20 protein-coding genes and 1 rRNA gene are annotated in these 19,291 nt (G+C 51.1%); 14 read left to right on the forward strand and 7 right to left on the reverse strand.

What is annotated here, in order from left to right:
- Window positions 1–4 precede the first annotated feature (4 nt).
- Window positions 5–120, forward strand: a 5S ribosomal RNA gene (rrf, locus tag ABRZ28_RS21055).
- Between the two features lie 78 nt (window positions 121–198).
- Here the strand turns inward: rrf and mobB are convergent.
- Window positions 199–717: a molybdopterin-guanine dinucleotide biosynthesis protein MobB gene (gene mobB, locus ABRZ28_RS21060; RefSeq protein WP_319605564.1), complete on the reverse strand. Its 519-nt coding sequence runs from the start codon at window positions 715–717 to the stop codon at window positions 199–201.
- Window positions 707–1,285 (reverse strand): molybdenum cofactor guanylyltransferase MobA, encoded by a 579-nt coding sequence (gene mobA / locus ABRZ28_RS21065; RefSeq protein WP_330521434.1) that lies wholly within the window; start codon window positions 1,283–1,285, stop codon window positions 707–709. The genes mobB and mobA overlap by 11 nt, the downstream gene beginning before the upstream one ends.
- A gap of 123 nt (window positions 1,286–1,408) precedes the next feature.
- Here mobA and ABRZ28_RS21070 point away from each other — a divergent pair, with 123 nt between their 5' ends.
- The 5 genes from ABRZ28_RS21070 to spfP all read left to right on the forward strand — a co-directional run bounded on the left by ABRZ28_RS21070 (window position 1,409) and on the right by spfP (window position 6,797).
- Window positions 1,409–1,678, forward strand: a complete 270-nt coding sequence (locus ABRZ28_RS21070; RefSeq protein WP_319605566.1) for a YihD family protein — start codon at window positions 1,409–1,411, stop codon at window positions 1,676–1,678.
- Window positions 1,679–1,776: 98 nt separating this feature from the next.
- Window positions 1,777–2,763, forward strand: coding sequence for a serine/threonine protein kinase (locus tag ABRZ28_RS21075; RefSeq protein WP_319605567.1), 987 nt, complete (start codon window positions 1,777–1,779; stop codon window positions 2,761–2,763).
- A 24-nt stretch (window positions 2,764–2,787) separates the two neighbouring features.
- Window positions 2,788–3,411: a thiol:disulfide interchange protein DsbA gene (gene dsbA, locus ABRZ28_RS21080; protein WP_330521435.1), complete on the forward strand. Its 624-nt coding sequence runs from the start codon at window positions 2,788–2,790 to the stop codon at window positions 3,409–3,411.
- Between the two features lie 382 nt (window positions 3,412–3,793).
- Window positions 3,794–6,589, forward strand: coding sequence for a DNA polymerase I (polA, locus tag ABRZ28_RS21085; RefSeq protein ID WP_330521436.1), 2,796 nt, complete (start codon window positions 3,794–3,796; stop codon window positions 6,587–6,589).
- Window positions 6,590–6,749: 160 nt separating this feature from the next.
- Window positions 6,750–6,797: a small protein SpfP gene (spfP, locus tag ABRZ28_RS24315; protein ID WP_071892919.1), complete on the forward strand. Its 48-nt coding sequence runs from the start codon at window positions 6,750–6,752 to the stop codon at window positions 6,795–6,797.
- Window positions 6,798–6,989: 192 nt separating this feature from the next.
- Here the strand turns inward: spfP and yihA are convergent, their stop codons facing one another.
- The gene (yihA, locus tag ABRZ28_RS21090) at window positions 6,990–7,604 is read right to left on the reverse strand and encodes a ribosome biogenesis GTP-binding protein YihA/YsxC (protein ID WP_413556328.1); all 615 of its coding nucleotides are present in this window, start codon (window positions 7,602–7,604) and stop codon (window positions 6,990–6,992) included.
- 259 nt (window positions 7,605–7,863) lie between these two features.
- Between yihA and yihI the strand changes: the two genes are divergently transcribed.
- From yihI to hemN, 3 genes are all read left to right on the forward strand, one after another.
- Entirely contained in the window at window positions 7,864–8,403 is a 540-nt protein-coding gene (gene yihI / locus ABRZ28_RS21095) for a Der GTPase-activating protein YihI (RefSeq protein WP_319605570.1), read from the forward strand.
- Between the two features lie 3 nt (window positions 8,404–8,406).
- Complete coding sequence (locus ABRZ28_RS21100) at window positions 8,407–8,631, forward strand: hypothetical protein (protein ID WP_330521438.1); 225 nt, start codon at window positions 8,407–8,409, stop codon at window positions 8,629–8,631.
- A 146-nt stretch (window positions 8,632–8,777) separates the two neighbouring features.
- On the forward strand, window positions 8,778–10,151 hold the full coding sequence (hemN, locus tag ABRZ28_RS21105; RefSeq protein WP_319605572.1) for an oxygen-independent coproporphyrinogen III oxidase: 1,374 nt from the start codon (window positions 8,778–8,780) through the stop codon (window positions 10,149–10,151).
- Between the two features lie 72 nt (window positions 10,152–10,223).
- On the opposite strand, the gene ABRZ28_RS21110 is transcribed toward hemN, so the two are convergent.
- The 3 genes from ABRZ28_RS21110 to glnL all read right to left on the reverse strand — a co-directional run bounded on the left by ABRZ28_RS21110 (window position 10,224) and on the right by glnL (window position 12,974).
- Complete coding sequence (locus ABRZ28_RS21110; protein ID WP_319605573.1) at window positions 10,224–10,346, reverse strand: YshB family small membrane protein; 123 nt, start codon at window positions 10,344–10,346, stop codon at window positions 10,224–10,226.
- Window positions 10,347–10,503: 157 nt separating this feature from the next.
- Window positions 10,504–11,916, reverse strand: coding sequence for a nitrogen regulation protein NR(I) (gene glnG, locus ABRZ28_RS21115; protein ID WP_319605574.1), 1,413 nt, complete (start codon window positions 11,914–11,916; stop codon window positions 10,504–10,506).
- Between the two features lie 8 nt (window positions 11,917–11,924).
- Complete coding sequence (glnL, locus tag ABRZ28_RS21120; protein WP_319605575.1) at window positions 11,925–12,974, reverse strand: nitrogen regulation protein NR(II); 1,050 nt, start codon at window positions 12,972–12,974, stop codon at window positions 11,925–11,927.
- Between the two features lie 40 nt (window positions 12,975–13,014).
- Between glnL and ABRZ28_RS21125 the strand changes: the two genes are divergently transcribed.
- A complete protein-coding gene (locus ABRZ28_RS21125) occupies window positions 13,015–13,278 on the forward strand; it encodes a hypothetical protein (protein ID WP_319605576.1) in 264 nt (87 codons plus the stop codon).
- On the opposite strand, the gene glnA is transcribed toward ABRZ28_RS21125, so the two are convergent.
- Complete coding sequence (gene glnA, locus ABRZ28_RS21130; RefSeq protein ID WP_249229825.1) at window positions 13,275–14,684, reverse strand: glutamate--ammonia ligase; 1,410 nt, start codon at window positions 14,682–14,684, stop codon at window positions 13,275–13,277. The genes ABRZ28_RS21125 and glnA overlap by 4 nt on opposite strands.
- A gap of 369 nt (window positions 14,685–15,053) precedes the next feature.
- Here glnA and typA point away from each other — a divergent pair, with 369 nt between their 5' ends.
- The 4 genes from typA (at window position 15,054) to fabY (ending at window position 19,206) form a co-directional block, all read left to right on the forward strand.
- Window positions 15,054–16,877 (forward strand): ribosome-dependent GTPase TypA, encoded by a 1,824-nt coding sequence (gene typA / locus ABRZ28_RS21135; RefSeq protein ID WP_319605577.1) that lies wholly within the window; start codon window positions 15,054–15,056, stop codon window positions 16,875–16,877.
- A 145-nt stretch (window positions 16,878–17,022) separates the two neighbouring features.
- The gene (gene yihX / locus ABRZ28_RS21140) at window positions 17,023–17,634 is read left to right on the forward strand and encodes a glucose-1-phosphatase (protein ID WP_319605578.1); all 612 of its coding nucleotides are present in this window, start codon (window positions 17,023–17,025) and stop codon (window positions 17,632–17,634) included.
- 73 nt (window positions 17,635–17,707) lie between these two features.
- Window positions 17,708–18,145 carry a D-aminoacyl-tRNA deacylase gene (dtd, locus tag ABRZ28_RS21145; protein ID WP_330521442.1) on the forward strand — a complete coding sequence of 146 codons (438 nt, stop codon included), beginning with the start codon at window positions 17,708–17,710 and terminating at the stop codon, window positions 18,143–18,145.
- A 119-nt stretch (window positions 18,146–18,264) separates the two neighbouring features.
- Window positions 18,265–19,206 carry a fatty acid biosynthesis protein FabY gene (fabY, locus tag ABRZ28_RS21150; RefSeq protein WP_330521444.1) on the forward strand — a complete coding sequence of 314 codons (942 nt, stop codon included), beginning with the start codon at window positions 18,265–18,267 and terminating at the stop codon, window positions 19,204–19,206.
- The last annotated feature ends 85 nt before the right edge of the window (window positions 19,207–19,291 follow it).

Consider the following 19,291-nt stretch of genomic DNA (forward strand, 5'->3'; position numbering starts at 1 on the left):
TTTGCCTGGCGGCGATAGCGCGGTGGTCCCACCTGACCCCATGCCGAACTCAGCAGTGAAACGCCGTAGCGCCGATGGTAGTGTGGGGTCTCCCCATGTGAGAGTAGGGAACTGCCAGGCATCAAATAAAGTAAAAAGCCTCATGCGCAAGCATGGGGCTTTTTGCGTTATGGGATTCAACGACAAATAAGGCGTCGGCTAGGGCGTGAGGCTGAGCCATCGCCGGATAAAGTCTGCGACCTGCTGCGGCTGATTAATATCAAGCTGCGTCAATGACGTAGCAAGAGGGCTATCCGTGGCAACGGCGATAGCGTACTCGTCCAGTAAATCACTCAACGGGCGCCCCAACGCCTGACGAAACAGGACGATCTTGCTAATCTTCTCCTGCTTAAACCCTTCCACCAGAATGAGGTCGAGTGCGGCGCTCTCCATCCTTTGCGCCAATTCATGCAAATCAGGTTGTTGTTGAGCCGGCGTTTCCGTCATCAGAGCCCAACGTTGGTTACTGACTACCATCGTCTGCTCTGCGCCGGCTTTGCGCAATTCATAGCTATCCTTGCCTGGCGTATCGATATCCATGTTATGGTGCGTATGCTTGATTAAACCAATCCGGATACCATCACGCCTAAGGATAGGAATGAGTGCTTTTAGCAGTGTTGTTTTACCGGTACCGCTATAAGCGGCAATTGCAAGCAATTGAGGCTGATCAGGTTTCATGATGCTGCCTTTGGAGGGATGTCAGATCCTCGGGGAAATTCAGGTTACGAAAGGCACCCGGCTGGTCGGCAAATGACACGGCCGTCGCGCCGATCTGCTCCATATAGATCATTAGCTTTCTATCACCGCGTTCAAGATAACTTTCCAGCGTCTTCAGAAGACACCGATTTATCAACAGCAAAGTGGGATGCCCGCGTTTACCATCGGTGGCATAAGCGGCGTTTTTTCCGTTTCGTCCTTGCCATAGCCGTTTTACCAAGTCTAGCGGCAGCTCAGGAACATCACAGGGAACGAAAACGATCCATTCCGAGGTGACGGCATACATGCCGGTGAGTATGCCGGCCAAAGGCCCGGAAAAGCCATTTTTCAGGTCGCTAATGACCCTATATCCGCTTTGCTGGTAAACAGGAATATTTCGATTGGCATTAATAATGATTTCATCAACCTGTTTACGTAGTCGACTCATTACGTGCTGATATAACGGCAGCCCGTTTAACGCCAGCAGACCCTTATCACAGCCCCCCATGCGGGTTGCCTGTCCGCCGGTCAGAATCACGCCAGTGATCATTTTTCGCCTCGGTTATCTACGCCATAGGTTATTTTCTGAAAACATTTGCTGAAGACCAAGTTCTTTTCACATATTAATAAGACTGTTATTTTTGTCATTGTATTCACATCTGAGGATAAAAAAATGAAATGTCATCGCGTTAATGAGCTGGTTGAACTGTTACACCCAGCCTGGCAAAAAGAGCCGGATTTAAATCTTGTACAATTTTTACAAAAACTTGCACTGGAGGCAGGGTTTGAGGGGCAGTTTAGTGAGCTGACTGATGATATCCTAATTTACCATCTGAAAATGCGTGGCTCAGATAAAGAACAGACCATTCCGGGGCTCAAAAAAGATTATGAGGAAGATTTTAAAACCGCGATCCTGCGCGCCCGTGGGGTAATTAAGGACTGATGCTGATAAGAGTGTAGACTCCGGTTTGCATAGCCTAATTTTTGATGTCGAGATTTACATACGTTTATCCGACATCGCAGTTACGGGTAGTGGTTGTTATGAACAGTTCGGTTTTTAATTTTCAGACGTTGTTCCCTGAATTGATAATGGATGCATTGCTGGACGCTGGGATACGTGTGGATTCTGGTTTAACAGCCCTAAACAGTTATGAAAACCGGGTATATCAGTTTACTGATGAGGACCGGAAGCGTTTTGTCGTTAAATTCTACCGTCCGGAACGATGGAGTACTGAACAGATTATGGAAGAACACGCGTTCGCGCGTGAGCTGGCAGAAGATGAGGTACCTATCGTCGCACCGCTGGAGCTTAATGGTCACACGCTTCATCTTTATGATGGATTTCATTTTGCCGTTTTCCCCAGCGTCGGCGGGCGGCAATATGAGATGGATAATGAAGACCAATTGGAATGGGTTGGGCGTTTTTTAGGCAGAATTCATCAGGTTGGCCGCCGATCTGCATTTTTGCAAAGGCCGACAATCGGTTTGAATGAATATTTGCATGAGCCCTATAAGTTATTGGCGCGCTCTCCGTTAATACCAAAGGCGCATCGCCATGCTTTTTTGCAGGCAACCGGTAAGCTGATAGAGATTGTCGAGGATTACTGGAGTACGGATTGGCAGGCTATCCGTCTGCATGGCGACTGTCACCCGGGGAATATTTTATGGCGTGACGGCCCTCTGTTTGTTGATTTGGACGATGCCCGCAATGGTCCGGCCGTACAGGATTTGTGGATGTTGCTGCATGGCGAGCGTCGTGAGCAGCGAATTCAGTTAGATATTCTGTTGGAGGCTTACAGCGAGTTTGCCGAATTTCAGGATAAAGAATTGGCATTAATCGAGCCTTTACGAGCAATGCGTCAGGTTCATTATTTAGCCTGGATTATACGACGTTGGGAGGATCCTGCTTTTCCCAAAAATTTCCCCTGGATAAAGGATGCGGATTTCTGGTTTAAACAGATATCAATATTTACCGAACAGGTTAAGCTGCTGCAAGAGCCGCCTTTGCAGCTATTGCCAATGTACTGAAATTGAACGAAGAGAGAGTATTTTATGAAAAAACTATGGTTTGCACTGATTGGCGTAGTTCTGGCATTTGGCGCGTCAGCAGCCGATTTTTCTAACGGCAAACAATATGTTGAATTAGATAAGTCGGCTACTCAGGAGCCGCAGGTTCTGGAGTTTTTCTCATTTTATTGCCCGCATTGTTACCAGTTTTCAGAGGTGTACCATATTCCGCAAACGGTAGAAAAATCGTTGCCCGCCGGCACGAAAATGACCCGTTATCACGTTGATTTCCTTGGCCCCTTGGGTAAAGATCTCACTCAAGCGTGGGCAGTGGCGATTGCGCTCGGCGTTGAAGATAAAATTACCCCGTTGATGTTCGATGCCGTTCAGAAAACACAAACCTTACAAAAGACGGACGATATTCGCCAGGTGTTTATTAATGCCGGCGTCAGTGCGGAAGAATACGACGGCGCATTAAATAGCTTTGTTGTGAAGTCACTGGTGGTTCAACAGGAAAAAGCCGCGGCAGATTTACAATTACGCGGTGTACCCGCCATGTTCGTTAACGGGAAATATATGATCAAGAATGATGGACTTGATACCAGCTCAATGGATGCCTACGTAAAACAGTATGCTGACGTTGTGAACTTTCTGCTAGATAAAAAATAAGCCATCCGCAATATAAACCACGTCGGCTATATCGGCGTGGTTGCATTCATCCGGCGCGATTCACGTGTTTAGACGATGACGCCGACGCTACATTAATATTTGTCGGGCTAATTTATATCCACAAATACGGATCATCTTTCACCGATCGTCAAAAATAATTAATTTATTCTAACTGCATGAAAATAATAGATATAAAAATACCAACTCTCTCTACGATCATCATGGATAATTAATCCGTTATTTCTATTCACAAAGTTATCCACAGATTGATCTTGCGTATATCCTCGCAAAAAACGACGAATATCACGCGTTAAGGATCGTCTCTTTCCCTCAGCTATGGCATGCTTAGCAGCATGGCAGACGACAAAGATCACAACAGGTTATGGCTCAGATTGCAGAAAACCCTTTAATTCTGGTGGACGGTTCATCCTATTTATACCGTGCATATCACGCATTCCCACCGTTAACAAACAGCGCCGGAGAACCGACAGGCGCGATGTATGGCGTATTGAATATGTTGCGCAGTTTGCTGACGCAATATCATCCCAGCCATGTGGCGGTTGTCTTTGATGCCAAGGGCAAGACGTTTCGCGATGAGTTATTTGAAAACTATAAAGCGCATCGTCCGCCGATGCCGGATGATTTACGCGAGCAGATTGAACCTTTGCACCGCATGGTTAAAGCGATGGGATTGCCGCTATTGGCTATTTCCGGCGTTGAAGCCGATGATGTTATCGGCACGCTTGCCCTACAGGCAGAGAAAGCGGGTATCCCGGTATTAATCAGCACCGGCGATAAAGATATGGCCCAGTTAGTCACGCCGAACGTTACGCTGATTAACACCATGAACAATACCGTCCTGGGGCCGCAGGAGGTTTGCGACAAGTATGGGATCCCGCCTGAGTTAATGATCGATTTTCTGGCATTGATGGGCGACGCTTCCGACAACATTCCCGGCGTTCCCGGCGTTGGCGAAAAAACAGCCCAGGCTTTGCTGCAAGGACTGGGCGGGTTGGATACGCTGTATGCCAATCTGGATAAGATTGCCGGGCTGTCATTCCGCGGGGCCAAGACTATGGCGCCGAAATTGGAGCAGCATAAGGACATTGCCTACCTTTCCTACCAGTTGGCCACCATTAAAACCGATGTCGAACTGGCGTTGAACTGTGAGCAACTTACGGTTAATGAGCCGGATGTGGATGAACTGCATAGCTTATTTTCCCGTTATGAGTTCCGGCGCTGGCTGTCGGATGTCGAATCCGGTACCTGGTTACAGGGTAAAAAGAGCGCTCAACCGTCGCAGAAAGTTATGGCGGAGTCGAAAGCTGATTCCGACAAAAAAGAAGAAAGCGCTACCGTCGCGCTCTCCCCGGAAGGCTATACCACTATCCTGGATGAAAAGACGCTGCTGGAATGGGTCGAGCGCATAAAGAAAGCGGATGTTTTCGCTTTTGATACCGAAACGGACGGTCTGGATACCCTTACGGCCAACCTAATCGGCATGTCGTTTGCCGTGACGCCGGGCGAAGCCGCCTATCTGCCGCTGGCGCATGATTATCTGGATGCGCCGGATCAACTGGATCGCAATCGGGTTCTGGCGCTGTTTAAGCCGCTGCTGGAAGATGAAAAGCTGTTGAAGGTCGGCCAGAATCTCAAATTCGATAAAGGCGTGATGAAACGCTATGACATCGAATTACGCGGAATCGCCTTTGATACCATGCTGGAATCTTACGTTCTGGACAGCGTTGCCGGCCGTCACGATATGGACAGCCTGGCCGATCGCTATCTTGACCATAAAACCATCAAGTTCGAAGATATCGCGGGTAAAGGTAAAAATCAGCTTACCTTCAACCAGATTGCTCTGGAGGAAGCCGGTCCTTATGCTGCGGAAGACGCGGATGTCACCTTGCATCTGCATCAGAAAATGTGGGCCAAATTACAACAGCACGAAGAATTACGTAAGGTCTTTCAGGCGATCGACATGCCGTTGGTTCCAGTGCTCTCCCGCATGGAAAGAACCGGTGTCCTAATCGACCCCAATATATTGGCTGAGCACTCGAAAGAGATCACCATTCGCCTGGGGGAGCTGGAAACACAGGCCTATGAATTGGCTGGCGAAGAGTTTAATTTGTCGTCAACCAAACAGTTGCAGGGCATTCTGTATGAGAAACACAAGCTGCCTGTGCTGAAAAAAACGCCCAAAGGAGCGCCTTCCACCAATGAGGAAGTGTTGGCTGAGCTGGCGCTGGACTATCCGCTGCCGAAGCTGATCCTTGAATATCGCGGTCTGGCGAAACTGAAATCCACCTATACCGATAAGCTGCCGCTGATGATTAACCCAGCGACCCGGCGTGTTCATACCTCGTATCATCAGGCGGTAACGGCGACCGGGCGCTTATCCTCCAGCGATCCTAACCTGCAAAATATTCCGGTGCGTAATGAAGAGGGGCGTCGTATCCGACAGGCATTTATTGCGCCGGAAGGGTACAGCATTGTTGCGGCTGACTATTCACAGATTGAGTTACGCATCATGGCGCATCTTTCCGGGGATAAGGGGCTGCTGACGGCTTTCTCCGAAGGAAAGGATATTCACCGGGCGACCGCGGCGGAAGTTTTTGGCCTTGATCTTGATAAGGTGACATCCGAGCAGCGTCGCAGCGCTAAAGCCATTAACTTTGGTTTGATTTATGGTATGAGCGCTTTTGGTTTATCCCGCCAGTTGAATATTCCGCGCAGTGAGTCGCAGAAATATATGAATCTGTACTTTGAGCGCTATCCGGGGGTTCAGGACTATATGGAACGAACCCGGCAGCATGCCGCGGAACAAGGCTATGTTTCGACGCTGGACGGTCGACGTCTCTATTTGCCAGAGATTAAATCGCGCAACGCGATGGCGCGTAAAGCCGCTGAACGGGCGGCGATTAATGCGCCTATGCAGGGAACCGCTGCCGATATCATCAAAAAAGCGATGATCGCTATTGACGGCTGGTTACAAAAAGACACGCCGCCAGTGAGGATGATTATGCAGGTTCACGATGAACTGGTTTTTGAGGTTCATGATTCGGTATTGAAAGAATCAAAGAGCAAAATCAGAGAGTTAATGGAAGGATGTATGCAGCTTAATGTTCCGCTGCGGGTTGATATCGGCACCGGGCTGAACTGGGATGAAGCACACTAAGTCGTGAGGGCGGTTATTTATGTAATTAAATAACAGTATTTTGTGACCTGGTTTAACTTTGTCCGTCTGATGGTCATTTTTTATGAAAGTAAACAACAAAAACCCCTTTTTTATCGTGAAAAAATAGGGTAGAGTTAAAGACGTAGGGTACAGAGGTAAGATGTTCTATCTTTCAGACCTTTTACTTCACGTAATCGGATTTGGCTGAATGTTAGCCGCCCCGGTCAGTTTTGACTGGGGCGTTTTTTATTGTGGGCAACCCAGCCAAATTCCTCCGGGTCGTCGCTACGCGAGTTTAAGAAACGCGCCCGTCATTTTTATCGGACGCGTTGCGAGAATATCGAAAGGCTTGCGGTAAAATCAATGAAATGGCGGGGACGGCCTATAACGCGATGCGATCTTATTCGCTTTCCTGTTGATCTTCTTCCGCCTGCGGCAACGTGCTGAACCAGCTATCAAGTTTCTGACGAAGTTTATCGACGCCCAATTTCTTCAGTGAAGAAAACGCCTCTACCTGAATATCGCCCATAAACGGCAATACCGCTTCACGCACCATATTGAGCTGCGCTTTGCGCGCGCCGGAAGCCAGTTTATCTGCTTTAGTCAGCAAAACTAAAACCGGTATTTGTGAATCGACCGCCCATGAAAGCATTTGTTGATCGAGGTCTTTCAGGGGATGACGAATATCCATCAGTACCACCAGCCCTTTGAGGCTATTGCGTTTGTGGAGATATTCTCCTAATGCCCGCTGCCATTTGAGCTTCATCTCTTCCGGCACCTCGGCATAGCCATAGCCGGGCAAGTCGACAAGACGAACGCCTTCCGCGACTTCAAACATGTTGATTAGCTGCGTTCTGCCGGGGGTTTTACTGGTGCGCGCCAGGTTTTTTTGATTGGTCAGCGTATTTAATGCGCTGGACTTACCGGCGTTAGAGCGCCCAGCAAAAGCGACTTCAATACCGCTATCAGTTGCCAGGTGGCGAATATCCGGGGCGCTGATGACAAAATGCGTCATGTGGTAATTATATTGCTGGGTCACAATGATTATCTCTGTCTGGATCTCTGTCTGGTTGGGGATTATACCTGTAACTGACAATAAAGGCGGTTTTATCTGTACGGAAGGACCTCTTTACCTGAAACCTATTGGGTAGAGCCTGGGAGGGGCGCTGAAATAATGAAAAGCATCATTGGTCGATGTGTGCACTTTTTTATTGCCGGGCTTTCTGCTAGATTCCGCCGCAATTACCTTCATCTGTGTACCTGAGATCAACATTATGAACCGACCCGTTAAAGGCGCCGGCGGTAACGCCGCCAAACCAAAAATGAAAAGAAAAAGCCGTGAGGAATTGAATCAGGAAGCGCGCGATCGCAAACGGCAGAAAAAGCACCGCGGCCATGCGGCGGGAAGTCGCGCTCAGGAAACCGGCGCGGCAGGTAAAAACGCGGCGCAGCGCAAGCTCGCCGATCCTCGTATCGGCAGCAAGAAACCGATTCCGCTCGGCATAACAGAAAAAGCCGTCGCCAAGCCCAAACCGAAATCCGTCGCGCCGGCAGAGAAATCGATCGCGCTGTCGCCAGAGGAAGAGCTGACATTGTTGGAAAACGATGCCCGATTGGATGAACTGCTTGAGCGTCTGGACAACGGTGAAACGCTGAGCGTCAAAGATCAAAGCTGGGTAGATGAAACATTGGATCGTATCGATGTTTTGATGGAGCAGCTCGGTATTGAACTGGGTGATGACGAAGACGACGAAGAGCCAAAAGAAGATATGCTGCAACTTTTGAAGCGCAATAGTTCGAAAGACGATTTTTAATCGATGAAGTTGTTGTTTCTGCTGCTGGCTTTACTGGTTACGTTTTATCTTCTTTGCCTGTCAGGCAAATTATGGCTCCTGTCGAAACGCAAAGCGCGGTTGCGCCGTTCGGTTTTTAACCGTCAACGGATGCCGACGGCGCTTTCCACCAGAAAAAAACGCCGGGAGCGTTTTTTAACGTCACGCAGTGACGGCCGGGAAGGCGAGTCCCCGGGATGGGACGAGTAAAAAAACGCCGGGAGCGTTTTTTAACGTCACGCAGTGACGGCCGGGAAGGCGAGTCCCAGGGATGGGACGAGTAAAAAAACGCCGGGCGCGATTTCAACGTCGCCTGCAACGGCCCGGCATAAAGAAGACTGGAGGGATTAAACAGCATGTCTGAGCAAATCGTCGACTGGGACCTGGCCCTGATTCAAAAATATAACTATTCCGGGCCAAGGTACACGTCTTACCCGACCGCGTTAGAGTTCAATGAAAGCTATGATGAATCCGCTTTTCAGCAGGCTATTGCGCGTTATCCGCAACGACCGCTTTCGTTGTACATCCATATCCCGTTCTGTCACCGGCTGTGTTACTTCTGCGGCTGTAATAAACAGGTAACGCGCCAGCAGCACAAGGCCGATGAGTATTTGAATGTGCTGGAGCGCGAGATCCGCCAGCGCGCGCCGCTATTTGCCGGGCGTTCGGTGACGCAGATGCACTGGGGCGGCGGTACCCCCACCTATCTCAATAAATCGCAGATCAGCCGTTTGATGTCGCTGCTGCGCGATCAATTTTCGTTTTCCGATCGGGCTGAGATGTCGCTGGAAGTCGATCCGCGCGAAATTGAACTCGATATTATCGATCACCTGTATGCCGAGGGGTTTAATCGCCTGAGCATGGGCGTGCAGGACTTTAATAAAGAAGTGCAAAAGCTGGTCAACCGCGAACAGGACGAGGATTTTATTTTCGCGCTGATCGAGCGCGCCAAATCGCTTGGATTCGCGTCAACCAATATTGATTTGATTTACGGTCTGCCGAAACAGACGCCGGAGAGTTTTGCTTTCACTTTGCAGCGCGTTGCTGAATTGAGTCCTCACCGGCTCAGCGTATTTAACTATGCGCATTTGCCCAGTTTATTCGCCGCTCAGCGGAAAATAAAAGAAGCGGATCTACCGGGCGCGGAGCAAAAGCTGGAAATATTGCAACAGACCATCCGTTCTCTGACGGAAGCGGGTTATCAGTTTATTGGTATGGATCACTTTGCCCGACCGGACGACGAGCTGGCGCTTGCTCAGCGAGCCGGAAAATTGCATCGTAATTTTCAGGGCTATACGACGCAGGGCGATAGCGACCTGCTGGGTATGGGCGTATCGGCGATTAGTATGATCGGTGATAGTTATGCTCAGAATCAGAAGGTGTTGAAGCACTATTATGATCAGGTCGGCAAAACCGGCAATGCATTGTGGCGAGGGTTACAGTTGACGCGGGATGACTGCATCCGGCGCGACGTCATTAAAACGCTAATTTGTAATTTCCGATTAACCTATGACGTGATTGAAAGCGACTACGCTATTGATTTCAAATCCTATTTCTCAGAAGATTTGCAGCAGTTGGCGCCTTTGGCTGCCGATGGGCTGGTGGAGATACAGGCGTCGGGAATTAAGGTCACGTCGAAAGGCCGTTTACTGATCCGTAATATCTGTATGTGCTTTGACGTCTATCTGCGCGACAAAATACGGATGAAGCAATTTTCTAAAGTGATTTAAAAACAAACAGCCGCATAATGCGGCTGTTTTTACATAATCGTCAGCATTCAGACCACGCGAGCGGCCTGAACATTAACTAAAGAAGTTAATCAGAGCGGCACACAGTATCGCTGCGATAGCCGTCTGCGGCGTATGGCTCGCCGCGGAGCTTATTTCAGCGCCGTGCGTCACTACCGAAATTAATGAATCCAGCATCGTACTCCTCCCGAATCAGCGTCATGATCATACTGCTGACTTGGGGCATGTAAAGTATAAATTAACAACAATTTTGTGCGTCAGCTTGTGTTTTGGTACTAGCCCCGTGTTCGGGGCCGTTTCGTCGATGTTTCGGTTACGAAAAATACCATTTTGGTTATTCCATACCCAGTTCTTTCAGTTTCCGCGTGAGGGTATTGCGCCCCCAGCCCAGCAAACGAGCGGCCTCCTGCTTATGGCCCTGGGTATGACGCAACGCCGTGGTAAGCAGCGTTCTTTCCATCTCCGGCTGGGCTTCCGCCAGCAGGTTTTGATGACCGGAGCGTAGCGCTCTGTCCGCCCACTGCGCCAGCAGGGTCGCCCAACTATCCGGCAGCATATGTACCGTGGCGTCAGGCGCGGTTGTTTCGAACAGTTCGGGCGGTAAATCCTGAATTAAGACTTCCTGTCCGGCGGCCATCACGGTTAACCAGCGACAGGTATTCTCCAACTGACGCACATTGCCGGGCCACGGCAGTCTGGTGAGCGCGGTTTCCGTTTCCGGATGAAGGTTTTTAGGTTCAACCCCCAGCTCTTTGGCGGTAGCCTGCAAAAAATAGCGCGCCAGACGCGGGATATCCTCACGACGTTCACGCAGCGGCGGCAGATGGACGCGAATGACGTTCAGGCGGTGAAAAAGGTCTTCACGGAATTTGCCTTCCTGTACCCGCAGTTCCAGATTCTGGTGGGTGGCCGCGATAATCCGCACGTCTACCTTCACCGCCGCATAGCCGCCGACCCGATAAAACTGACCGTCGGCCAGTACGCGCAATAAGCGAGTCTGAACATCCAGCGGCATATCGCCGATTTCATCAAGAAACAGGGTGCCGCCATCCGCTTGCTCGAACCGTCCCTGACGGATTTGATTGGCGCCGGTAAATGCGCCTTTTTCATGACCGAACAATTCGGACTCAATCAAATCTTTTGGGATCGCCGCCATGTTCAACGCGATAAACGGCGCTTTGGCGCGAGGGCTGTGGCGATGCAACGCGTGAGCGACCAGCTCTTTACCCGTACCCGATTCGCCGTTGATTAATACGCTAATGGAAGAGCGTGAAAGACGGCCGATAATGCGGAATACATCCTGCATGGCGGGCGCTTCGCCGATGATGTCCGTTGTCGGGCCATTCATTGGCTGGTTGCGAACGGGTTGCTGTTGCTCCAGATAGTGACTGATGGCGCGTTCAACCAACGCCACCGCTTCATCAATATCAAAGGGCTTGGGTAAGTAATCAAACGCGCCCTGTTGATAGGCGCTGACCGCGGCATCAAGGTCTGAGTGCGCCGTCATAATGATGACCGGCAGCATCGGATGCCGTTGTTTTATTTGCTGCAATAACGCCAGCCCGTCCATTCCCGGCATACGGATATCGGACAGCAGTACGTCTGGCGTTTGTGTCGACAGCGCGTGCAGAGCCTGATTCCCGTTATCGAAAGTGGCGCAGGTCAAGCCCGCACCAGTGAGCGCGCGTTCGAGCACCCAACGGATGGAGCTATCGTCATCGACAATCCAGACTATCCCTCGTTGCATTGTGAACCTCACTGGCGAATAGGCAGGTAAACCGAAAATTCGGTATGACCCGGCCAACTGTTAAATTCAATCTTACCGGAGTGTTGATCGATAAGGCTGCGGGCAATCGATAATCCCAGACCGGTGCCGCCCTCGCGTCCGCTGACCATCGGATAAAACAGCGTATCCTGTAATTGAGCCGGCACGCCGGGGCCGTCATCTTCAATATCAATACGTGCCGCCAGGCGGTAGCGCACGCCGTGCAAGGTGAGCTGAAATGCGGTTCGGGTTCGCAAGGTAATGGTGCCGCCTTCTTTCCCTAACGCCTGCAACGCGTTACGCGTGATATTCAACAACACCTGCTCTATCTGATCCGGGTCGTGCGTGAGCTCCGGCAGACTGGGGTCATAATCTTTCACCAGCGTGACATTGTCTGGTTTTTCCAGTGAAACCAGTTGGCATACGCGCTCCGCCACCTGATGAATACTTTGCGTCACGTGCAGGCCGGGCTGCTGCGGACCAAGCAGTCGGTCCACCAGATTACGCAGGCGATCCGCCTGTTCGATAATCACTTTGGTGTATTCGGTCAACGCCGGATCGGGCAATGCTTTCGAGAGCAGTTGTGCGGCGCCTCGTAATCCGCCAAGCGGATTTTTAATTTCGTGAGCCAACCCTCTGACCAAATCACGGGCGGCCTGCTGTTGAGCATGTTGGAGTTGCTCCTGGCTTAAACGGCGTTGGTTATCCATCGGCGCCATTTCCAGCAGAATAAAACTATTGGGCATCCGCTGGGCCGTGAGCGACATGATATGTGCTTTACCGTCTACGACAATCGTGACTTCGTTATCCGTAAAACCTTGCCCTGAATCCAGACTCTCGCGCATCAAATCGATATTCAGAGAAAAATATCCCAGTAAATCCGGCAGCGGCGTACCTGATAATTTACGCGAGCTTTGCGCCAGTAATTGTTGTGCCGCCGGGTTGGAATAATGAATAGCCAGATCGTCATCCAATAACAATATGCTGTTTATTAAAGAATTTAGGATCTGCCCAGCATCGGGCAGCGTGCCTGTTGCCATAACGCAGACTCCCGCACCGTATGGGTGCATAGTAGTGTAGATGATGGATATGATGTCGCAACTTCAGAGCCTGTGGAGAAAAAAGCCCATCATGAGATGGGCTGAAAAGTTTCCACGGCAACAAAAAATTTTCAGGAAATTTTTGACGTCGCATCGCGACGGCCCCTATTGGGGTGACGGGCATGAAATAGCGCGTCACAAAAAACCAAACATCGATAAAAATAACGCTTCTTCTGACAGTAGCCTGAACGTCAGCGCGATCAAGCTACTGTCTTACTGTATGGTTCAGCGCGGTAATGATTAAACGCTGTAGTACAGTTCAAACTCAACCGGATGCGGCGTCATGCGCACGCGGTCATTTTCAGCTTTACGCAGTTCGATATAGGCATCAATCGTGTCGTCGGTGAATACGCCGCCGCGGGTCAGGAACTCACGGTCTGCATCCAGCGCGTTCAGCGCTTCTTCCAGCGAACCGGCTACGGTTGGGATTTCGCTCGCTTCTTCCGGCGGCAGATCGTACAGGTTCTTATCCATGGCGTCGCCAGGATGGATCTTGTTGATGATGCCGTCCAGGCCGGCCATCAGCAGTGCCGAGAACGCCAAGTATGGGTTAGCGGCCGGATCCGGGAAGCGAACTTCGATGCGGCGCGCTTTCGGGCTGGCCACGACCGGAATACGGATGGAAGCGGAACGGTTACGGGCGGAGTAGGCCAGCATTACCGGCGCTTCGTAGCCAGGAACCAGACGTTTGTAGGAGTTGGTGGCCGGGTTAGTCAGCGCGTTGATGGCTTTCGCGTGTTTGATGATACCGCCGATGTAGAACAGCGCGATTTCAGACAGACCGCCGTATTTGTCGCCGGAGAACAGGTTTGCGCCGTCCTTGGACAAAGACATATGGCAGTGCATACCGGAACCGTTGTCGCCGAACATCGGTTTCGGCATGAACGTTGCGGTTTTACCGAAGGCGTGCGCGACGTTATGAACGACGTATTTGTAGATCTGGATTTCGTCGGCTTTTTTGGTCATGGAGTTGAAGCGGGTCGCCACTTCGTTCTGACCGGCTGTCGCTACTTCATGGTGATGCGCTTCAACCACCAGGCCCATTTCTTCCATGGTCAGACACATGGTGGAACGGATGTCCTGCGATGAATCGACCGGAGGAACCGGGAAGTAACCGCCTTTGACCGCCGGACGGTGGCCTTTATTGCCGCCTTCGTATTCTTTGTTGGAGTTCCAGGCGCCTTCAATGTCGTCGATGGTGACATGAGAGCCGGAGATGCTGCTGCCGAAGCGAACGTCGTCAAACAGGAAGAATTCGGGTTCCGGCCCAAACAGTACGGTGTCGGCAATGCCGGAAGAGCGCAGGAAGTCTTCAGCGCGTTTGGAGATGGAACGCGGATCGCGGTCATAACCCTGCATTGTGCCCGGTTCCAGAATGTCGCAGCGGATGATCAGCGTGCTTTCTTCATAGAAAGGATCAAGGACGGCGGTGCTGACATCCGGCATCAATACCATGTCGGATTCGTTAATACCTTTCCAGCCGCCAATCGAGGAACCATCAAACATTTTACCTTCTTCGAAGAAGTCAGCATCAACTTGATGAGCCGGAATGGTGACGTGCTGTTCTTTGCCTTTGGTATCAGTGAAGCGTAAATCAACGAACTTCACATCATGTTCTTTCAGCAGCGTCAAAACGTGTTCTGCGGACATACTTGATTCTCCCGATTGTCATTTATCGTCGTGGAACGAATATCGTTGTAGATTGATGTTGTTACCGTGAGTAGACTAAAGCTAAAAGTGTGCCAACTTTTTAAATAAGTGCTATGTGTTGCCACTTGGGGCTTTTCCCCCGAAAAACGACTGCACCATTATAGCTTATAGCACCAATATGGTGCTTTATCTGCGCGCTGTCGCACCAATATGGTGCGATAATGCTTGCTTGTAGCGTTTTTGCACCGTGAAAGGGATCACAAAGTAAGCAGTATCAGGTTGTTTATGAATGATGCTTGTGATCTTGTTTAGTCTCTCGATTAATACGTGTACAATAGCGCGCTATTTCTAAATGCCTGAGGCAAAGCTGTGATCGAAAATTTGCGTAACATCGCCATTATTGCGCACGTTGACCATGGGAAAACCACCCTGGTCGATAAGTTGTTGCAACAATCCGGAACTTTCGGAGAACGTACTGAAGCAACCGAACGTGTAATGGACTCCAACGATTTGGAGAAAGAGCGTGGGATAACCATTCTCGCCAAGAATACCGCCATTAACTGGAAAGACTACCGTATTAACATCGTGGATACCCCTGGACACGCCGACTTCGGCGGCGAGGTTGAACGTGTAATGTCGATGGTTGACTCGGTGCTGTTAGTCGTTGATGCAATGGATGGTCCGATGCCGCAGACTCGTTTCGTGACCAAAAAAGCTTTTGCTAATGGTCTGAAGCCGATCGTGGTAATCAACAAGGTTGACCGCCCCGGCGCGCGTCCTGACTGGGTTGTCGATCAGGTGTTCGATCTGTTCGTGAACCTGGATGCGACCGATGAACAGCTGGATTTCCCCATCGTTTACGCTTCCGCGTTAAACGGTATCGCCGGTCTGGATCATAACGATATGGCCGACGACATGACGCCGCTGTTTGAAGCGATTGTGGAACATGTCGAAGCGCCGAAAGTCGACCGTGACGGTCCTTTGCAGATGCAGATTTCCCAGTTGGACTACAACAGCTATGTCGGCGTTATCGGGATTGGCCGTATCAAGCGCGGCGTGGTCAAACCGAATCAGCAGGTTACGATTATCGACAGTGAAGGGAAAACCCGTAACGGTAAAGTCGGTAAAGTACTGGGCCACATGGGTCTGGAACGTATTGAAACCACGCTGGCGGAAGCGGGCGATATCATTGCCATCACCGGTCTGGGCGAGCTGAATATCTCCGACACCATCTGTGATCCCAATACGGTTGAAGCATTGCCGGCGCTGAGCGTCGACGAGCCGACGGTAACCATGTTCTTCTGCGTTAACACCTCGCCGTTCTGTGGTAAAGAAGGGAAGTTTGTGACTTCTCGTCAGATCCTGGAACGTCTGAGAAAAGAGCTGGTTCACAACGTTGCGCTGCGTGTTGAAGAAACGGAAGATGCGGATGCGTTCCGCGTATCCGGCCGCGGCGAGTTGCACCTGTCCGTACTGATTGAAAACATGCGTCGCGAAGGGTTTGAACTTGCGGTCTCTCGTCCGAAAGTTATCAACCGCGTTATCGACGGTCGCAATCAGGAACCGTTTGAAAACGTGACGCTGGATATTGAAGAACAGCATCAGGGCGCCGTTATGCAAGCCATGGGCGAGCGCAAAGGCGATGTGAAAGACATGATCCCGGATGGCAAAGGTCGTATCCGTCTGGATTACCTGATCCCGGCTCGCGGTCTGATCGGCTTCCGTACGGAATTCATGACCATGACCTCCGGTACCGGTCTGCTGTACTCCACTTTCAGTCACTATGACGACGTGCGTCCGGGCGAGATCGGTCAACGTCAGAACGGCGTGCTGATTTCCAACGGTCAGGGTAAAGCCGTCGCGTTTGCGCTGTTCGGCCTGCAAGATCGCGGTAAACTGTTCCTGGGTCACGGCGCGGAAGTATATGAAGGCCAGATCATCGGTATTCACTCCCGTTCCAACGACCTGACGGTAAACTGCCTGACCGGTAAGAAATTGACCAACATGCGCGCATCCGGTACGGATGAAGCGACAACGCTGGTGCCGGCAATCAAAATGACGCTGGAACAAGCGCTGGAGTTTATCGATGACGACGAACTGGTTGAAGTCACGCCGCTGTCCGTCCGTCTGCGTAAACGTCATCTGACGGAAAACGATCGTAAACGCGCTAACCGCGGTAGTAAAGAAAGCTGATTTTCCGGCTATTTTTACCTGCGACAGGGCGCCTTCGGGCGCCCTGAGTTTTATCTGATACGCTTCGCTTTGATCTCCCCGCTGTTCTGTTTTGCCATTTCCCGTTACAGTTAAAATCCTACGGTTACCGCAGAAGGAAAATGCCATGCTTTATATCTTTGATTTGGGCAATGTCGTCATTGATATTGATTTCAACCGAGTGCTGGGCGTATGGAGCAAGTTGAGCAGCGCGCCGCTGGCCACGCTGAAAGAGCGATTCGTGATGGGTGAAACCTTTGAACAGCACGAGCGCGGCGAAATCAGCGATGAAGCGTTTGCCGAACGTTTATGCCATGAGATGAGTATCTCTCTGAGTTTTGAACAGTTTACCGCCGGCTGGCAGGCTATTTTTGTGGAACTGCGTCCTGAAGTCATCAATATCATGCATCAACTGCGTAAAGAAGGACACCGGGTGGTGATCCTTTCCAATACCAATCGTCTGCACTGCGCGCATTGGCCGGTCTTGTTCCCGGAAGTAGAAGAGGCGGCCGATCGCCTTTATCTCTCACAGGATATCGGGGCGAGGAAACCGGAAGCCAGTATCTATCGTTATGTTTTAACGCAAGAAGGGGTGACGCCGGATCAAGCCGTTTTCTTTGATGATAATCCAGCCAACGTCGCCGCCGCCCAGACGCTGGGCATCCGCAGTATTCTGGTTAAAGATCGTCAGGTGGTGCCGGATTTCTTTGCTTCGCCCGTCGTCGCCGTCAGCGAGTAAATGAAAACAGGGGGGAATGGCGCATAACCGCCATGACCTTGCGGAATCATGAAAACAGGAGCGGTAACATTCAATGATCGCGTTAATTCAGCGGGTTTCCAGCGCCAGCGTTAGCGTAGAAGGCGTAATTGTTGGGGAAATCGGGGCCGGACTGTTGGTGTTGCTGGGCGTTGAGCAGGGCGATGACGAGCAAAAAGCGGCGCGTCTATGCGAGCGGGTTCTCGGTTACCGTATCTTCAGCGATGACAATGGCAAAATGAACCTCAATGTTCGTCAGACGGGGGGAAGCGTATTGGTGGTCTCGCAGTTTACGCTGGCGGCCGATACCCACAAGGGAATGCGCCCCAGCTTTTCCCGCGGCGCGCACCCGACAGAGGCCGATCGCCTTTATCAGTATTTTGTCGAACAGTGTCGCGAGCAGGATACGCACACCGAAACAGGGCGTTTTGCGGCGGATATGCAAGTGGCTCTGGTTAATGACGGGCCGGTGACCTTCTGGTTGCAGGTATAAAAAAGCGCTACCGAATCATAATATTATCGTGAGACGTATCGACGGCGGCGGATTCATCCCTTCTCGATATTTAACTGCATGGAAATAAAATCCCGGTCACTTTTTAATGAGGCATGTTTATGTATCACCTGAGAGTACCGCAAACCGCAGAAGAACTTGATGCGTACTATCAATTCCGTTGGGAGATGCTGCGTAAACCGCTGCACCAACCGCTGGGGTCCGAGCGCGATGCTTATGACGCTTTGGCGCACCATCAGACGGTGGTGGATGAACAAGGGCGACTGGTGGCGATTGGCCGGCTGTCCATCAATGCCGATAACGAGGCGTCGATTCGCTTTCTGGCCGTTCACCCCGATGTGCGGGGGAAGGGATTGGGAACCTTGCTGGCGATCACGCTGGAGTCCGTGGCGCGGCAGGAAGGAGCAAAACGCGTCGTATGCAGCGCTCGCGAAGATGCGATGGCGTTTTTCGCCAAGCTGGGTTTTGTCAATCAGGGCGAGATTAGCGCGCCGCAAACCACGCCCATACGGCATTTTCTGATGATCAAACCGGTAGAGACGCTGGATGATATCCTGCATCGGCCTGACTGGTGCGGGCAGTTGCAACAAGCCTGGTACCAACGCATTCCGTTAAGTGAAAAAATGGGGGTGCGGATCAGTCAGTATACCGGGCAGAAATTTATCACCACCATGCCGGAAACCGGCAATCAGAATCCTCACCATACCTTGTTTGCCGGCAGCATGTTTTCTCTCGCAACGCTGACGGGATGGGGATTGATCTGGCTGCTGCTGCGGGAAAGGCATTTGGGCGGCGCCATTATTCTGGCCGATGCGCACATTCGCTACAGCACGCCGATCACCGGCCGACCGAGCGCCGTCGCCGATCTGGGTTCGTTGAGCGGCGATCTGGACCGTCTGGCCCGCGGACGTAAAGCCAGGGTTCAATTGAACGTGGAGCTGTTCGGGGATGATAGAAAAGGCTCGTTGTTCGAGGGCGTCTATATTGTATTACCCGCCACGCCGAAAGCGTCGCTGGAGCCGGAGGATTCCGCAATACAATGATGGCCGCGCATCGGTCTTTTTTACGGGATGCCGTGATTAACGACCCGAATCACCGCTACCACGCCATGATTCGGGTATTCGGCCG

This window comes from Brenneria sp. g21c3 (assembly GCF_040240345.1).
In the GTDB taxonomy this organism is placed as follows: domain Bacteria; phylum Pseudomonadota; class Gammaproteobacteria; order Enterobacterales; family Enterobacteriaceae; genus Brenneria.